Source organism: Streptomyces misionensis (genome assembly GCF_007896895.1).
GTDB classification, from domain to species: Bacteria; Actinomycetota; Actinomycetes; order Streptomycetales; family Streptomycetaceae; genus Streptomyces; species Streptomyces misionensis_A.
The window spans coordinates 88,598-103,734 of sequence record NZ_VOGW01000041.1 but is presented as its reverse complement, the minus strand read 5'-3'; the positions used below and the strand labels follow the sequence as shown (position 1 = coordinate 103,734).

At 70.2% G+C, this 15,137-nt stretch carries 9 protein-coding genes and 1 pseudogene; 6 read left to right on the top strand and 4 right to left on the bottom strand.

All coding sequences use genetic code 11. The features are described 5' to 3' along the window. The first annotated feature begins 4 nt into the window (after nucleotides 1-4). Both FRZ03_RS07550 and FRZ03_RS07545 read left to right on the top strand, forming a co-directional pair. Nucleotides 5-1,204: a type III PLP-dependent enzyme gene (locus tag FRZ03_RS07550; protein ID WP_146464401.1), complete on the top strand. Its 1,200-nt coding sequence runs from the start codon at nucleotides 5-7 to the stop codon at nucleotides 1,202-1,204. Then, nucleotides 1,201-2,520 carry an MFS transporter gene (locus FRZ03_RS07545; protein WP_146464369.1) on the top strand — a complete coding sequence of 440 codons (1,320 nt, stop codon included), beginning with the start codon at nucleotides 1,201-1,203 and terminating at the stop codon, nucleotides 2,518-2,520. The genes FRZ03_RS07550 and FRZ03_RS07545 overlap by 4 nt, the downstream gene beginning before the upstream one ends. Nucleotides 2,521-2,601: 81 nt before the next feature. Here FRZ03_RS07545 and FRZ03_RS07540 read toward each other — a convergent pair whose 3' ends face one another. Further along, complete coding sequence (locus tag FRZ03_RS07540) at nucleotides 2,602-3,033, bottom strand: hypothetical protein (protein ID WP_146464368.1); 432 nt, start codon at nucleotides 3,031-3,033, stop codon at nucleotides 2,602-2,604. Nucleotides 3,034-3,392: 359 nt separating this feature from the next. Between FRZ03_RS07540 and FRZ03_RS07535 the strand changes: the two genes are divergently transcribed. The 3 genes from FRZ03_RS07535 to FRZ03_RS07525 all read left to right on the top strand — a co-directional run bounded on the left by FRZ03_RS07535 (nucleotide 3,393) and on the right by FRZ03_RS07525 (nucleotide 8,557). Then, nucleotides 3,393-3,734 carry a CU044_2847 family protein gene (locus tag FRZ03_RS07535; RefSeq protein WP_146464367.1) on the top strand — a complete coding sequence of 114 codons (342 nt, stop codon included), beginning with the start codon at nucleotides 3,393-3,395 and terminating at the stop codon, nucleotides 3,732-3,734. A gap of 61 nt (nucleotides 3,735-3,795) precedes the next feature. Then, the gene (locus tag FRZ03_RS07530; RefSeq protein ID WP_186785295.1) at nucleotides 3,796-8,007 is read left to right on the top strand and encodes an nSTAND1 domain-containing NTPase; all 4,212 of its coding nucleotides are present in this window, start codon (nucleotides 3,796-3,798) and stop codon (nucleotides 8,005-8,007) included. Between the two features lie 277 nt (nucleotides 8,008-8,284). Further along, on the top strand, nucleotides 8,285-8,557 hold the full coding sequence (locus tag FRZ03_RS07525) for a hypothetical protein (RefSeq protein WP_146464365.1): 273 nt from the start codon (nucleotides 8,285-8,287) through the stop codon (nucleotides 8,555-8,557). 483 nt (nucleotides 8,558-9,040) lie between these two features. On the opposite strand, the gene FRZ03_RS07520 is transcribed toward FRZ03_RS07525, so the two are convergent. Then, a complete protein-coding gene (locus FRZ03_RS07520) occupies nucleotides 9,041-9,664 on the bottom strand; it encodes a TetR/AcrR family transcriptional regulator (RefSeq protein WP_146464364.1) in 624 nt (207 codons plus the stop codon). A gap of 96 nt (nucleotides 9,665-9,760) precedes the next feature. Between FRZ03_RS07520 and FRZ03_RS07515 the strand changes: the two genes are divergently transcribed. Next, nucleotides 9,761-11,020 (top strand): NADH:flavin oxidoreductase/NADH oxidase family protein, encoded by a 1,260-nt coding sequence (locus tag FRZ03_RS07515; protein ID WP_146464363.1) that lies wholly within the window; start codon nucleotides 9,761-9,763, stop codon nucleotides 11,018-11,020. Nucleotides 11,021-11,683: 663 nt separating this feature from the next. On the opposite strand, the pseudogene FRZ03_RS07505 reads toward FRZ03_RS07515, so the two are convergent. After that, a pseudogene (locus tag FRZ03_RS07505) lies at nucleotides 11,684-11,797 on the bottom strand (DNA-binding response regulator); the annotation flags it as partial. Nucleotides 11,798-12,217: 420 nt separating this feature from the next. After that, entirely contained in the window at nucleotides 12,218-14,920 is a 2,703-nt protein-coding gene (locus FRZ03_RS07500) for a phosphatidylinositol-specific phospholipase C domain-containing protein (protein ID WP_186785294.1), read from the bottom strand. Between the last annotated feature and the right edge of the window lie 217 nt (nucleotides 14,921-15,137).

The following is a 15,137-nucleotide window of genomic DNA, read 5'->3' as shown; positions in this document are numbered from 1 at the left end:
CGAGATGTACGACCTGGTCGCCGAACTGCCCGACGACGAGCTGCCCGCCTACGTCTACGACCTGCCGGGCCTGCGCGGACACGTCCGCACGATCCGGGCCGCACTGCCGGACCGCGTCGAACTGCTGTACGCGGCCAAGGCCAACTCCGACCCCCTGGTCCTGCGCACCCTCGCCGGACACGTCCACGGCTTCGAGGTGGCCTCCGGCGGCGAACTGGACCACGTCCGCGCCACCGTCCCGGGCGCACCGGTCGCCTTCGGCGGTCCCGGCAAGACACCGCAGGAGCTCAGCCGCGCGCTGGACGCGGGAGCCGAGCGCCTGCACGTCGAGAGCGAACACGAACTCCGCCTGCTCGCCGCCCTGCTGGGCGACCGGACCGTGGACGTCCTGCTGCGCGTCAACCTGCCCGTCGACGTGGGCCGGGTCGCCCTGGCCATGGGCGGCGGGCCGTTCGGCATGGATCCCGCACAACTGGACCGCTGCCTGGAGGTGATGGAGCCGGTCCCGGGCATCCGGCTGCGCGGCCTCCACTTCCACCTGGCCAGCGGACTCCAGGCCCAGCCCCATCTCCTGCTCGTCGACAAGGTCCTCGCCTGGGCCGGGAGCTGGGCCCGCGATCGCGGAGTGGACCTGCGCGAAGTCAACGTGGGCGGCGGCATGGGCGTCGACTACACGCATCCGCCCAGAGTGTTCGACTGGCCCGCCCTCGGCGCCGGACTGCGCCGGATCCTCGCCCGCCACCCCCACCTCACCCTGCGGATCGAGCCCGGCCGCTCGGTCACGGCGTACTGCGGCTGGTACGTCACCCAGGTCCTGGACCTCAAGTCCAGCCGGGGGCACGCGTTCGCCGTACTGCGCGGAGGCACCCACCACCTGCGCACCCCGGCCGCGAAACAGCACGACCAGCCCTTCGAGGTGATCCCCGACGAGACCTGGCCGCGGCCCTGGAAACGTCCGGAGGTCCGGGACGAGCCGGTGACGCTGGTCGGGCAGCTGTGCACGCCGAAGGACGTCCTGGCGAGCCGGATCATGATCGAACGGCTGCGCGTCGGCGACCGCGTCGCCTTCGCCATGGCCGGCGCCTACGCGTGGAACATCTCCCACCACACGTTCCTCATGCACCCCCACCCGACCTTCCATCACTTCGACGACGATGCCGGCGAACCCGTCGCAGGCGACACGTATGTCCGTCAGATGTCATGAGCGCCCTCTTCCGCCCGTCGCCGACACACGCGCTCGCCGTCCCCGACTTCCGGCGCTACCTGCTCGGACAGCTGGTCTCCAACATCGGCACGTGGATGCAGCGCGCGGCCCAGGACCTGCTCGTCCTCCACACCACCGGCAACAGCGGCAGCGCGGTCGGCATCGTGACCGCGCTGCAGTTCCTGCCGCAGACCCTGCTCGGCCTGACCGGAGGCGTGCTGGCCGACCGGTACCCGAAGCGGCGGACGCTGCTCCTGACCCAGACGGCGATGGCCGCCCAGTCCCTCCTGCTGGGACTGCTCACGGTGACCGGAGCGGTGAACCTGCCCTCCCTCTACGCGCTGGCCCTCGTCCTCGGCACCGCCACCGCCGTGGACAGTCCCGCCCGCAACGCCTACATCTGCGAACTCGTCTCCCACGAGCAGACGGCCGGCGCGGTCGGCCTGAACGCCGCCCAGTTCAACGTGGCCCGCGCCATCGGCCCGGCCCTCGCCGGCCTGACCGTCGCCGCCTTCGGCACCGGCCCGGTGTTCCTCCTGAACACGGCCTCGTACCTGGCCGTCCTCTACGGCCTGATCACCATCCGCACCGGCACACCGGACGCCCCTGCCCGCGCGCGACCGGGCCCCACCCGAGCGCGCGAGGCACTGCGCCACATCGCCACCACCCCGGAACTGCTCCTGCCGATCAGCCTCATCGCCTTCGTCGGCACCTTCGGCCTCAACTTCCAGGTCACCGTCTCGCTCGTCGCCGTCACGGTGTTCCACTCGGGCGCCGCCGCCTTCGGCTGCCTCTCCGCCGCCTACGCTCTGGGCAGCCTGCTCGGCGCGATCCACTGGGCCCATCAGGGGAAGCCCCCCACCGCCCGCCGGCTGACCTCCGCGACGATGGGCTTCGGCGCCCTGGAAGCCGCGCAGGGCCTCATGCCGGGCTACGGCTCGTTCCTGGTCCTGCTGTTCGTCACCGGATGTGCCGCGGTGACCGTGACCACCACCGCCAACGCCCTGGTGCAGCTCCATGCCGACCCACCGCTGCGGGGCCGCGTCCTTTCCGTGTACTTTCTCGTCCTCCTCGGTGGCACCCCCGTCGGCGCACCGCTGGTCGGCCTGGTGTCCGACGCTCTCGGAGCCCGCTTCACCCTGGTCCTGGGCGGCGTCGTCTCGCTCGTCACCGCGCCGGCGCTCTCCGTCCTGTTCGCGAACCGGAACCGGCGGCGCGTGCGGGTGGAAGCGCCGCGGGCAGGCGCCGAGACCGCAGTCGTGGCTTTTGAAGGCGGCCCGCCGGCGCCTCTGCCCAGGGGGCGGCCGCATGCGTAGTGCGCGCACGCCTTGAGTGCGTAGTGTCAAGGCTCGTTCAGGACTGCGGCGAACGCCGCAGTCCGAAGGCCCCGGCAGGTGTCAGAACGCGCCGCCGTCGAAGTGGCCGCCGTCGTGGCCGCCGCTGTGGTGGCTGCCGCCCCCGTCGTGGTGCGTGCTGTGGTGTCCGCCCCCGTCGTGGTATGCGGGGTGGTGCCCGGCGCTGTGGCCACCACCGGAGTGGTGAGTGTGATGGTGGGTCGGCTGCGACGCCCCGCCGACGTCCTGGTCGGGGATCTGGTGGGCGGCGCTGGATACCGTGGACGCCGCCGTTGCCGCACCGTTTTCGTTTGACTTCCCCTTCGGCTTCGGCGCCGTGCTGGGCGGGCGCGGAGCGGGGGGTGAGGACGGCTTCTGCCGGGCGACCGGGGCGGGAGGCTTCGCAGCAGGCTTGTCCTGCAGCCATGCCTTGATCCCCTGCCAGGCCAAGCCACACACGGCTACCCAGAAGATGAGGGCGAACAGGCCTTCCACCAGGTGCACCTCCGATGCGCAGGCCGCCACTGTGAGGGTATGTCACATCACTGTCGCCGGACCAGATGCCAGGACGCACCACAGCCGTGGCCGATGCCGAACGGGGCCGAACGGGACCGAATGGTCGGGTCGGAGAAGATCCCGGCTCAGCGGCCGCGACTGCTGGTGGCGGGCGATGCTTGCCGATGCGCTCGTTGCTTTCGGGCCGCGGTCGTCTTCCTGACCCACGAACCGGCTCACGGAATCGCCTGATCCATATGTGGCGGTCTCTGCGGAAGCGGAGAGACCAGCGGCCGACGGGAGACGTTTCCCGGTTCAATGGATCAGATCCGAGGTGGAGGTCCCAAGGAGGTAGGACAGTGCCCGCTCTTGCACGGATGCCGCTGGAAGGCGGCGGGTCGATTCTTCTGGAAGAAGTGGAAGGCGCGCCAGAGTTCGACGGGCCGGTCAAAGCGGGGCGGGTCGGCGACGCGGTGCGCGAACTGCCCCGGACGCTGCACGAGTCGCTGGTCCCCGTACGCGAGACGGCACGGGCGGTGCTGGACCAACTCGGGCAGGCGGGGCCCCGGGAGGTGGAGGTGGAGTTCGGGGTGAACCTGTCGGCGAAGGCCGGTGCGGTCATCACGGCCGGGGAAGCGGCCCTCCATCTCAAGGTCCGCATGGTGTGGGAGCGTGGTGACTCCGGGCAGGACGCACCGTGAAGAAGCGAGGGGCGATGCGGCGCCGGGCAGAAGCGGCCGCCCGATGACCTCCCGGGGGGACGTGAACAGCCTTGCCGGGTCAGGTGAACCAGCCGTCCTCAGCGGTGTCTTCCAAGTTCTCGCGCCGGACGGCGGCATCGCCGGGGCGGGCTTCCTGACCGAGGGCGGGACCGGCTTCACCTGCGCGCATGTCGTCGATGCCGCGGGGCAGCACCCCGGAGGGCAGGTGGAGGTTCTCTTTCCCCGCCTGCCGGACACACCGCGGGTCATGGCAGCGGTGGTTGCCGAGCAATGGCGGTCGCCGGAGACCCAGGACGTCGCCGTCCTCCGCCTGCGGTCATTGCCGCCCGGGGCCCAGGGCATGCCCGTGGGTGCGAGCGCGGGCTCCCGCGGACACCGGGTGTTCTCATACGGATTTCCCTCCCAGGCGCCGCCGGGCGGCCGCTTCGGGTACGGAGAGGCAGGCGGCCTGCTGCCCGGGGGCGGTGCCACGGGACGGCTGCTCCAGCTGACGAAGGCCAACGACCTCACCACCGGATTCAGCGGTGGACCGGTCGTGGACGAGTCGACCGGGCTGACGATCGGCATGGTCACCTCCATCGCCTCCCCTGACCGGTATCTGAAAGGGCTCGGCACCGCCTACGCCACCCCGGCCGAGGTGCTGCGGCACATCCGGCCCGAGTTGACCGAGGACACGGCATGTCCGTATCCGGGACTGGAGCCGTTCAGCGACAAGCAGGCCGATTGGTTCCACGGCCGCGAGGCCGCAGTGGAGCGCGTACTTGCGGCACTGAGGGGAAACCGGCGGCTGCTGATGCTGCTCGGCCCCTCAGGGGCGGGAAAGTCCTCACTCGTCAACGCGGGCGTGCTGCCCGCCCTGGCAAAGGGCGGCATTCCAGGCAGTGACCGCTGGCTGGCCCTGCGTGCCCGCCCCGGCCAGGACCTCCTCACCGAGCTGGAGAACTCCGGACTGCCCGGCACGGTGACCGATGGCCTGACGAGCGCGGCACGGGCCCGCCTCGACGGCGAGCCGGACCACGACCATCTGCTCCTGGTCATCGACCAGTTCGAGGAACTCCTCACCCAACCGGCTGGCTCTTCGCAGACACACGCCGAGGACCGGCGTCTGCGAGCCATCGACCAGCTCGTGGAGCTGAGCAGGTCGCATACCGCCGTGACCGTGCTCCTGGTCATGCGCAATGACTTCTACGCTCCTCTCAGCGCCCTCGCCCCCGGCCTGATGGACGTTGCCCTGCCCGGACTGTGCAATGTTCCCGAGACACTGAGCCGCCGCGACCTGCAAGAGATCATCACGCAGCCTGCCGCCGCCGTCGGTCTGCCTCTCGCGCCCGATCTCGCGGACCGGATCGTCGACGACATCCTGGAAATCGACCCGGTGGCACGGCAGGCACCGGTCACGCTGCTCCCGCCCCTGCAACTGACCATGCGTCAACTGTGGTTGCGCCGGGACAACGACGGCCTCCTCACCCACGAGGCCTACGAGCAGATGGGCAAGGTCACGGGCAGCCTTTCACACCTGTGCAACCATGCCTTCGGCCAACTGCCTGCGGACCAACAGCCCACCGCCCGCCGGATCCTCACCGCGCTGGTGCGGCCCGCCGACGAGGCCGGCGGCATCCCTGCCACCCGCCGGCGAGTTCCCTTCACGCGCTTGCGCGCCCTGGCCTCGGGCCCGGGAAGCCCCGGCTCCGACACCGAGGGAGCCTTCGACGGCGCCATCGAGGCGCTCACCCGCTACCGGATCATCACCACCGGAGGCGCCACCACACCCGTCGGCGAGCCCCCTGGGGAGCCGGCGGCGGAACTTGTTCACGACGCGCTGGTTCGCGGCTGGGCCGACCTGCGTGACTGGGTCGCCGAGGACCGGCAGTTCCACGTCTGGCTGCAGCGCGCCACCGACCAGCAGGCCAGCCACGCACAGAGCGGGCTTCCCGGAGACCTGCTGAGCGGCTCGCTCCTCGCTGAGGGAGAGGAATGGGCGGGTCAGCGCCCGCTCCCGGAGGACATCAACGTGCTGCTGGAAACCAGCCGGCAGTATCACCGTTCACAGTTGCGCCGCACCAAACGCATCAACGTCTTCCTCGCCACGGCACTGTCCCTCGCCCTGATCGCTGCCGGTGTCGCCTTCCAACAGCGACAGATCGTCGTCGATCAGCGCGACCGCGCGGCCTCCGCCCAGGTGGCCGGCACCGCGGAGTCGCTCCGCCGCACTGACCCCCAGCTCGCCCGCCGACTGGCGGTGGCCTCCGCCCGCCTCGGCGACACCCCCGAGTCGCGGTCCGCACTGTTCACCCTGAGTAATCAGCAGGAGGACGGGGTCCTCAAGCTTCCCGGCTATGTCGTGTCGACTTCCGCCCTCGACGAGGCCGGGCACACTCTCATCGCCGCCGGCGGCACCCACGTCGGGATCTGGAACGTCGACACCCGCCGACAGACCGGCCGCTACAACGCCCGATCCAAAGTGCGCCACGTCACGCTGTCCGCCGACGGCAGGGTGGCCGCCGTAAGCACCGAGGACGGCAAGACCCGCCTGCTCGATGCCACCGACGCGCGCCCCCTCGGCACGCACACCTACCCCAGCAGCAGAGGCGTGTACCAGCCGAGGGTGGCACTCAGCCCTCACGGCACCTATCTGCGGGCCGAGGGAACCGACGCCGACGCGAAGCCCACCATGGCGATCTGGGACACCCGCACGGCCAAGAAGATCATCACCACGACCGGAGGCAGCTTTCCCGTCTGGGAGACCTCGTTCTCACCGGACGAACGCATACTCTCCCTTCCCTATCCCAACGGCAAAGGGCAGCCGTTCACTTGGTACGACACCCGGACGATGAAGAAGATTCCCGTTCCCGACTTCAAGCTGGGTGCCAAGGAACTTCCCGGCCCGGTCGTCTTCAGCCCGGACGGCAAACTCGCCGCCCTGAGCGTAAATGGCGGGAAGGTCCGTGTATACCACCGTGCAGAGGGTTATTGGGAGGCAGATCTCACCGGGGGCGACGACCCCGCGGAGTACCCCCTCCACTTCAGCCAGGACGGCCGGTACCTCGCCCAAGGCGGTGTCATCTGGGAAACGGCCTTCGGTGGCCAGACGAAGCCTCTCATGCACTACTCGACCACCGACAGCGAGTGCTACAGCGACCTGCTCTTCACAGCCGACGACTCCGAACTACGATGCGTTGGAACCGACGGAGCCGTCCGTTCACTCGACATCACCACGGTCACCAAAGCGCCCAAGGGAACAGGCAAGTTGTACTTGGAGAGCGCGGTCAGCGCCAACCGGCGCACCCTCGCGCTCCTCAACAGCAGCAGCATCGAGATCTGGTCCCCGCTGACACACACCAAACGGGCCACTGTCCCCAGTCCGGGCCCGACGGCGGGCAAGCCCACGCTCAGCCCCGACGGACGCCTCCTCGCAGTCCAGAGCAGCATCCCCGAAGTCGAGATCTGGGACCTGGCCGAGAAGAAGAAGCTCGGTACTCTCCCCACTCCGCTCGACTGGAAACAGAGCAGCGGGGCGATGCAGGAATTTGCCTTCTCACCCGACAACCGGTCGTTCGCTGCCCAGGTGGTCATGCCCGACGGGACCAACGCGCTCAGGTTCTGGGACCTGACCACCATGCACCGGATCCGGGACATACACGCGAAGCTCGGTTACGACGGCAACGGATCAGCCGTCTTCTTCGATCCCAGCGGCACGTCCGTGATTGCCGCGCCCAACTTCGGGCGGGTCGCGTTCCCGTCCGGACACATCATCACCAAGAGCGCCGGAAACCTGCAGATGAACGCCATCAGCGATGACGGCTCAACGGTCTACTCCTATCCGCAGGAAATCCAGCCGTACCTCAGGACCTTGGACGCCCGAACCCTGCTGCCCGCAGGGGAAGACGTGCGCACCGGGGCGGTGTCCACCGAGTCCGGCGTCACCGTTGCCGTCTCGCCCGACGGCCGCCTGTTCGCCACGGTGCATCAAGACCCGGGCGGGCAGGCACAGATCACCGTGTGGGACAGCCGCACCCACAGTCAGCTCGGCCCTCCGTTCACGGGTACCCCGGACCCCTCGGGCTCGGTCGTCGCGGTCGTCTTCACCCCCGACGGTTCGATGCTGACCAGCGTGGACCAGGCCGGCAGATTCCTCACTCACGCCGTGACGCCTGCGAAGTTGATCCGGAATCTCTGCGCGAGGAGCGGCTCCCTCACCAGGCAGGAATGGAAAGCCCATATCCCCGACGTCCCCTACCGCAGGACCTGCTGACCCGGAAAACAAAGCCCCCAGGGCTCGGCGGCCGGCGTCGCGGCCCCGGGGGACGGCACCAGGATCTTGAGGAGCTGTCAACAGATGGCTCACTCGAAGCCGTGCTGCGCGTCGCGTGCGGTCTCGCCCGCGGAGACGCGGCAACGTACGTAAGTGACATCGAGGGCGGTGCTGTGGTTCACGTCAGAGGTAAAATGGCCCATCAAGTCTCTTCCGGAGCACGCTGGTTCAACCCACGTGCTTTCAGGAGGAGCCGCGACTTGGGGGAGTACCCGGAATGGGACAGCTGATCGCAGTGGACCGCGGTGACGGAACCGGCTGCTACTACGCCGTCGACACCACGACCCGCCAGGCGGTGGGTGAGGTCATCCCCAGCGACGTCCACCGCGGCCACTACCGGGCCGGCGTGTACCACCCCTCCCGTGGCGTGATGTTCGTAAAAGTGTCCGGCAGTTCGGAATCCCTGGTCGACCTGACGCAGGCAGGCACCGAGAACTTCACCACTGTCCAGGAAGCCTTGGCCGCGATCTCCAGGAACCGGCCTCGCTGAGCGAGCCTCCCGTCCGCTCCGACCCGGCTCGCGCGGCGCGCAGCCGGTCGCGGTGGCCGCACATCCCGGACGCCACGGGTCTGCGCGGGAAGGTACACGACTCGACCTGTACTGCAGCCGGTCGCGGAGCAGGCCCGGGTGCCTGCCCGCCGAGCTTGGGGACCCGGCGGGCGGGGGTCACCGGCGCGGGTGCAGATGGTGCGGACCCTCCTGGTCTCGGGGTTCGAGGCGCGACCCGGCCGCGGAGGCAATCGAGTGCGGCGAAGGCGAGGCCGGCCGCGGCGCCTTCGGGGACGTGCTGGGGCAGCCGCATCGGGCCCTGAACAACCGCGACGCGTTCGCCTCACCCTCGCATCGCTGGTCCGACCCGCGGGCACGCCTGCTGGACGGGCCCGGCTGGGACGCGGTCGAGGAGGACGTCCTGGCGGCCCTGAGCCTGGACATGAGGAGGCGGCCGAAGGCCTGCGGGCCCTGTGCGCAACCCTATTTCTCCGCCTGCTCGGAGTGTGCGGCGGCTGCCTGTGACAACGTCGGCGAAGCGGTGAACAGCGCGCGGACGGCGGCGCCCACCTGGTCGGCGACCACCTCGGGGCTGGAGGTGTCGAGCTTGCCGTCCAGATGCAGGAACGCCAGGCCGTGGACGAGGGCCCACACCGTGGTCGACAGCGCGTCGGCATCGGCGCCGGGGAAGACCGTGCGGACGATGCCGCGCACGTACTCCGAGATGGCGGCGGTCGCGGCGAGCCGTTCCTCGCTGGTCGGATCACAGGGCTCGGCGAACATCACCCGGAACAGCGCCGGGTGCTCCAGCGCGAAGCGTACGTAGGCGATGGCGACCGCGGCGAGCTCTTCGGGGGTCGTGGGCGCCGGGTGCGCGGCAGCCAGGTGCTCGGCGAGCTCGCGGTAGCCCTGTGCGGCGACGGCGGACAGGAGCGCGTCGCGGTCCGCGTAGTGGCGGTAGGGGGCCGTCGGTGACACGCCGGCCCGCCGGGCCACGGCCCGGAGCGACAGTGCGGCGCTGCCGTCCTCCTCGAGCAGCTCCCGCGCGGCGCGCACGCAGGCGGCGCGCAGATCGCCGTGATGATACGAGCCACTCTCCGGCGACATAGGTCACACTCCCTCATGTTTGCAGCGCTAACATTGACGCCTTAATGTAAACGGTGCACACATCGTAAGCGATTGCAGACAGAGAGGGGAACTCGGATGACCAGCGAGCTGTTCTCGCCCTTGTCCCTGCGCTCCGGGCAGGTACTGGGCAACCGGATCGCCAAGGCGGCCATGGAGGAGAACATGGCCGGCGACGGCCAGCTTCCCGACCGGCAGCTGCTGACGCTGTACCGGCGCTGGGCCGCCGGCGGCACCGGGCTGCTGATCACCGGGAACGTCATGGTCCACGCCGAGGCGCTGACCGGTCCCGGCGGCGTCGTCCTCGATGACGCCGCGCCGCTGGAGCCGTTCATCGAGTGGGCCGAGGCCGGCAAGTCCGGCGGCGGGGCGATATGGATGCAGATCAACCACCCCGGCCGTCAGATCGGCTCCGACATGCCCGGCGTCGTCTGGGGCCCGTCCGCGGTCGCCGTCGACCTCGGCAAGCACAGCAGCCGCTTCGGCAAGCCTGTCGCCATGACCCCCGAGCAGATCCACGCCACCGTGAACCGGTACGCGGTCACCGCCCGGCGTGCCGAGCAGGCCGGCTTCGACGGGGTGGAGATCCACGCCGCGCACGGGTATCTGCTGTCGCAGTTCCTGTCTCCGCTGGTCAACAAGCGCACCGACCAGTGGGGCGGAACGCTGGAGAACCGGGCCCGGATGCTCCTGGACGTCGTCCGGGCCGTCCGCGCCGCCGTCTCCTCGTCCTTCGCGGTCGCGGTGAAGCTCAACTCCGCCGACTTCCAGCGCGGCGGGTTCGACGCCGACCACGCACGCCAGGTGATCGAGATGCTCGAACCGCTCGGCGTCGACCTGGTCGAACTGTCCGGCGGCAGCTACGAGAGCCCGGCGATGTCCGGCCGCCCTGCCGACGCGCGCACCCAGGCCCGCGAGGCCTACTTTCTTGAGCTGGCGAAGGACCTGGTCAAGACCAGCCCGCTGCCGCTGATGCTCACCGGCGGCATCACCCAGCGGCACACCGCGGAGAGGGTTCTCGACAGCGGCGTGGCGGTCATCGGAATGGGCACCGCCCTCGCCGTCACCCCGGACCTGCCCGACCGCTGGCGCCGGGGACGGGAGGCCGACCGGCGACTGCGGCCGGTCACCTGGTCCGACAAGGCCCTCGCCTCGGCCGCCGGCATGGCACAGGTCCGCCACCAGATGCGCCGCATCGCCCGCGGAAGCCGCCCCACCCCTCACACCCATCCGGCGTTCGCCCTCGTCTCCGAGCAGCGCAAGCAGCGACGGGCCCTGCGCCGCTACCGCGCCTGGCTGTCCCGGCGCACCGCGTATGCGCGGCACGCTCCGGCGTAGAACCGTCGACCGCACGCTCTTCGTCGAGACCGTGCCGTCCGGCGTGTGGCGTGGTCGTTTCAGCGGACATCGGCCGCTTTGAGGACCTTCAGCGCGCAGGTCAGGAGGGTGGCCCAGGCCTTGGGGCTGATGCCCGCCGTTGGGATAGCCCTGGATGCGCGTGGCTCCGCAAGGCCGCCGACCTGATCGCCGAACCGGCCCCCCGACAGCCGCCGGAGCGGACGGCGCCGGAGGGGACGGCGCCGGAGGAGATGACGCCGGGGGGAGCCGAACACCTCATCGCCGCCGGCACCGCCGCCTACGGGAGTTTCGCAGCGTCGCCCCGTACCCGCGGTTCTCAGCAGATCGACGGCGCACGGGTTCCCAGGCTTCCCTTCCGGCCCCGGAGGCGGTTGGAGGACGTTCCCTGGTCCGCCACCGAGGAGGGGAGCGCGTCGAGTTGTGGGGAGCGGCGAGGAACAGCTACGACGCCATCGTGGCGGAGAAGCCGATCCTGAAGCCGGGACAAGAGCACCGGCACCGTCGGCAACGACGGGCTCTACGGGGTTGAGACGGAGAACCCCGGCAACGGCAAGGACGTCTCCCGGCGCATCCGGTACGACGCCTGGGTCCGCGGGAACGCCGCGATCGGTCAGCCACAAATCCTGGCCGCGAACGCCTGGATCACGCGTGGGGATGCGGCTTCACCAGGCCACTCTGGTACGCGATGACGACCAGCTGGGCGCGGTCGCGGGCGTTCAGCTTGGTCATGGCGCGATGAATGTGGCTGCGCACCGACTCGCCGGCCCGCTCGGTGCGGGGCACGCTTCGCCTCGCGATCGGGGACCAGGACGCGAAGGCAGCGGCGGTGGCGGGCCACAGCCCGCTCGGCGGCCTCCCCGAGGTAGTGCCACGAATGCCGGCGGTCGGCGACCCGCGTCGCCTGGAGTGCACCCGGCTGTGGCGCCGTCCGCGAAGAACGGCGAGCGGCCGAGCGCCCCACTCGGAACGTATCCCCGAACGAAGCGCTCGGCACATGCGGCGCACCCGGTCGCTCGTGCTGCGACCGGAAAGGTTCACCGGCTCGCGACGCCCGGCACGGCACCTCGCCGCGTTGTCGCATCACCCGAGTACATCCGGTACGCGGGCCATGCTCCGCCTTGCGATGCACCGCACCGGACGCCGCGAGCTTCCCGGCAAACCCTTCCGGCCACGGCACTAGCCCGGGACGACCGTGTCGCTCATGCTCGGCTTCCCCTCACCCGATGCGTTCCAGGCGCAGACCAGGATCACGTACTCGTGACCCGCCGTGACCCCCGTGATCCTGGCGGAGCGGGCGGAGGCCGGGTAGCCGATGATCCGGGAGTAGTTCAACGGGGTGCTCTTGTCGTACACCCACACCGCGTACCGGACGATCGAGCCGCTGTGCGAGTCGGTCGGCGCCGACCAGCGCACGTCGATCGAGCCCGCGCCGGCCGTCGCGGTGAGCCCCGGCGGCCGCCCCGCCGTCGTCGGCTCCGCCTTGCCCCGGACCGCCGAGGACCACGAGGAACGGTTGGCCGCGCCGTCACCGGCGACCGCGCGGGCCCGCACCTCGTAGGTGTGGCCGTCGTAGGGCTGGTCGGTGAACTGCCAGGACATGTCGTAGCGCGGGGCGCTCACGCCGGGCACCACGTCCTGCCAGTCCGCGTTGGAGTCGGTGGTGACGTCACGCCACTGGACGTCGTAGGTGTGCGCGCCGAAGACTTTGTCCCAGGTGGTGGTGACGCCCTGCTGGGTGCCGTCGAACTTCATGCCGGACGGCGTGGCGAGCGACCGGCCGGGTGCGCTGTCCGGTACGTCGGGCGCGGCGGCGCCGATGCCGAACTCCTCGTGCAGCACGGTGCCGAACGCCTGGGCGATGCGGTACTCGCCGAGGGCGTTGGGGTGCAGCCCGTCGTAGGTGGTGGCGCAGGTCGTCGCCTTCGGGTCGCAGCCCATCGCCTTGTCCAGGTCGGCCAGCTCCACCGGCGAGGCGCTGGTGCTCCAGCCGGGGGCCGCCTCGGCGAGGGCCGCGTTGTAGTCGCTGATGCGCTGAGGGAGGCCGGGGTTCGCGTCGCCCAGGGTGGTCCGCTGGGGGACGTTGGCCAGGACGATCCGCACGTCCGGGTTGACCGCCCGCGCGTTGTCCACGAACTTCTTCATGGTGCCGACCAGATCGGCGCCCGCCCCGTACCAGCCGATGTCGTTGAAGCCCAGCTCGACCAGGAGCAGGTCGGGCGTGTGTCCCTTGGTCTTCAGCTCCTGCATCACCGGCTCGATGGTCGGCACGGTCCGGGTCAGTGAACGGCCCCAGAGGGCGTAGTGAGCCGAGCCGTCGGCGGAGAACCCGGCATTCACGTCCCCGGCGTACTCGCCCTGGACGCGCGGGTCGCCCGGACCTGGCTCCGTGGCCTCGCCGCCGCCGCTCTCGCCCAGCACCGGCGGCCGCGGCGGCTGCGCGTCGGCCTGCTGCACGGTGCCCCGGTACGGTCCGACGAAGGTGACCGGCCACTTCTTGCTCCTGGCCCAGTCCCACAGCCGGTAGCGCCAGGTGTGGTCGCCCTCGTACCCGTGGCTGATGGAATCGCCGACCACCATGACGTCGCGGATGTCGGTGTGCGTCACGGAGTTGCGGGCGATGATCTCGTCGATGAGCCCCCCGCCGGGGAAGTCCATCATCATGACGCCCATACGGTCCAGGTCGGACCGCCCGCCGAACCGGTCGTCGCGTCCGGCGTAGAACTCCGGGCACCGGTCCTTCTCGGCGCGCAGACACTGGATGAGGAAGTTGTTCACACCGGTCGCCGTCGGGGTGCCGCCCGCCACCGTGTAGGGGTGGACGCCGGTCCCGGAGCCGCTGGTGTAGTTCAGATACAGCGCGTCCTGCTCGTACTCGTGCTCCTTCTCACCGGGGCGGCTGCCGTCCCAGGTGCCGTTGGCCCGGCGCAGGTGCGCGCGGACCTTCTCCCACTTGTCGTCGATGTCGCTGATGGTGGACAGTTCGAAGTCGTCCTGCACGTACTCCTCGTTGGAGCCGCCGGCCGGGTAGGGCTGCTCGAGCCCGTAGCCGTCGAAGATGCCGCCGCCGGTGTTCCGGTAGCCGAGGAGCACTACCTTGCCGCGTACCTCGCCGAGCGTCGGGACGCGGTTCGACTGGCTCTTGCCGGTGACCGAGGGTCCCCAGAACAGGTCGCGCCAGGCGGTCGACGGAGTGCTCTCGTCACCGTCCCCGGTGTACGAGCGGCCGTCCAGGTAGGAGTCGAAGACCTTCTTGCGCCACTCGTCGGTCCCGAACCCGTCGGCGTCCTTGCAGGAGAAGGTGGAGCCGGTGCACTCCGCCTTCAGGTTCATCAGGACGGTTTCGCCGGGGTGGTCACTCAGGAAGTCGCGGGTGGCCTGCAGCACGTCGGTGAAGTTGGCGTACTGATAGGCGGCGCCGTGGTGGACGGTGAACTTCAGCCCCTCGTCCCCCTTGTCGACCCGGACCCGGATGTCGAGCGCCCGGATGCCGGCGTCGAACTGGGTGGTCAGGGTCTTCGCGCTGAAGCCGTGGTTCTCCTGCGTCTGGGTGATGCTGGTGACGATGCCCGAGCACTGGTCCGTGTCCGGGTCCGGTGTGCCCCCGCAGAGCGCGAGGCTGTCATGGGTGCCGGGCACCGAGAGCCAGGCGAGGTTGGTCCCGTCCGGGACGCGTGACATCCAGTCGACGTTGGCCGCGGAGGCTTCGGTGATGCTGCTGTAGTAGTCGTTCGCCCGGGCGGGGGTGGCGGAGAGGAAGACGCCGGAGACGGACAGCAGCAAGGCGAGGAGCACACCGAGCACGGTGCTCCTCGCCACCATCGCCGGCCGGCGCATCAGGCATCTTCGGGGCGGGCGGGTCTGGCCTATGACGGTGATCATTTCCATCCTGGGGCGGATCGGTCGGTCGACTGGAGGGCCACGCGTGCGCACGCGAATCGTCCGGCGAGATGTGTGATGATCCCCTTGTCGGGCTCGCCGGTTGGTGATCACAGCCTGCCCGGGACGTCCGTCCCGGGCCGGCCCGGACGGCCGTTCCGGGACGCTGGGACGTTCCGCATCCCCTGACCAGGCGGGATGCGGCTGCATGGGACACGGG

Bases quoted from the DNA above. Each gene is read 5' to 3' on its own strand.
- FRZ03_RS07515 (WP_146464363.1), top strand. From the start codon at position 9,761: ATGACCAGCGAGCTGTTCTCGCCCTTGTCCCTGCGCTCCGGGCAGGTA.
- FRZ03_RS07525 (WP_146464365.1), top strand. From the start codon at position 8,285: ATGGGACAGCTGATCGCAGTGGACCGCGGTGACGGAACCGGCTGCTAC.
- FRZ03_RS07545 (WP_146464369.1), top strand. From the start codon at position 1,201: ATGAGCGCCCTCTTCCGCCCGTCGCCGACACACGCGCTCGCCGTCCCC.
- FRZ03_RS07550 (WP_146464401.1), top strand. From the start codon at position 5: ATGTACGACCTGGTCGCCGAACTGCCCGACGACGAGCTGCCCGCCTAC.
- FRZ03_RS07520 (WP_146464364.1), bottom strand. From the start codon at position 9,664: ATGTCGCCGGAGAGTGGCTCGTATCATCACGGCGATCTGCGCGCCGCC.
- FRZ03_RS07500 (WP_186785294.1), bottom strand. From the start codon at position 14,920: ATGATCACCGTCATAGGCCAGACCCGCCCGCCCCGAAGATGCCTGATG.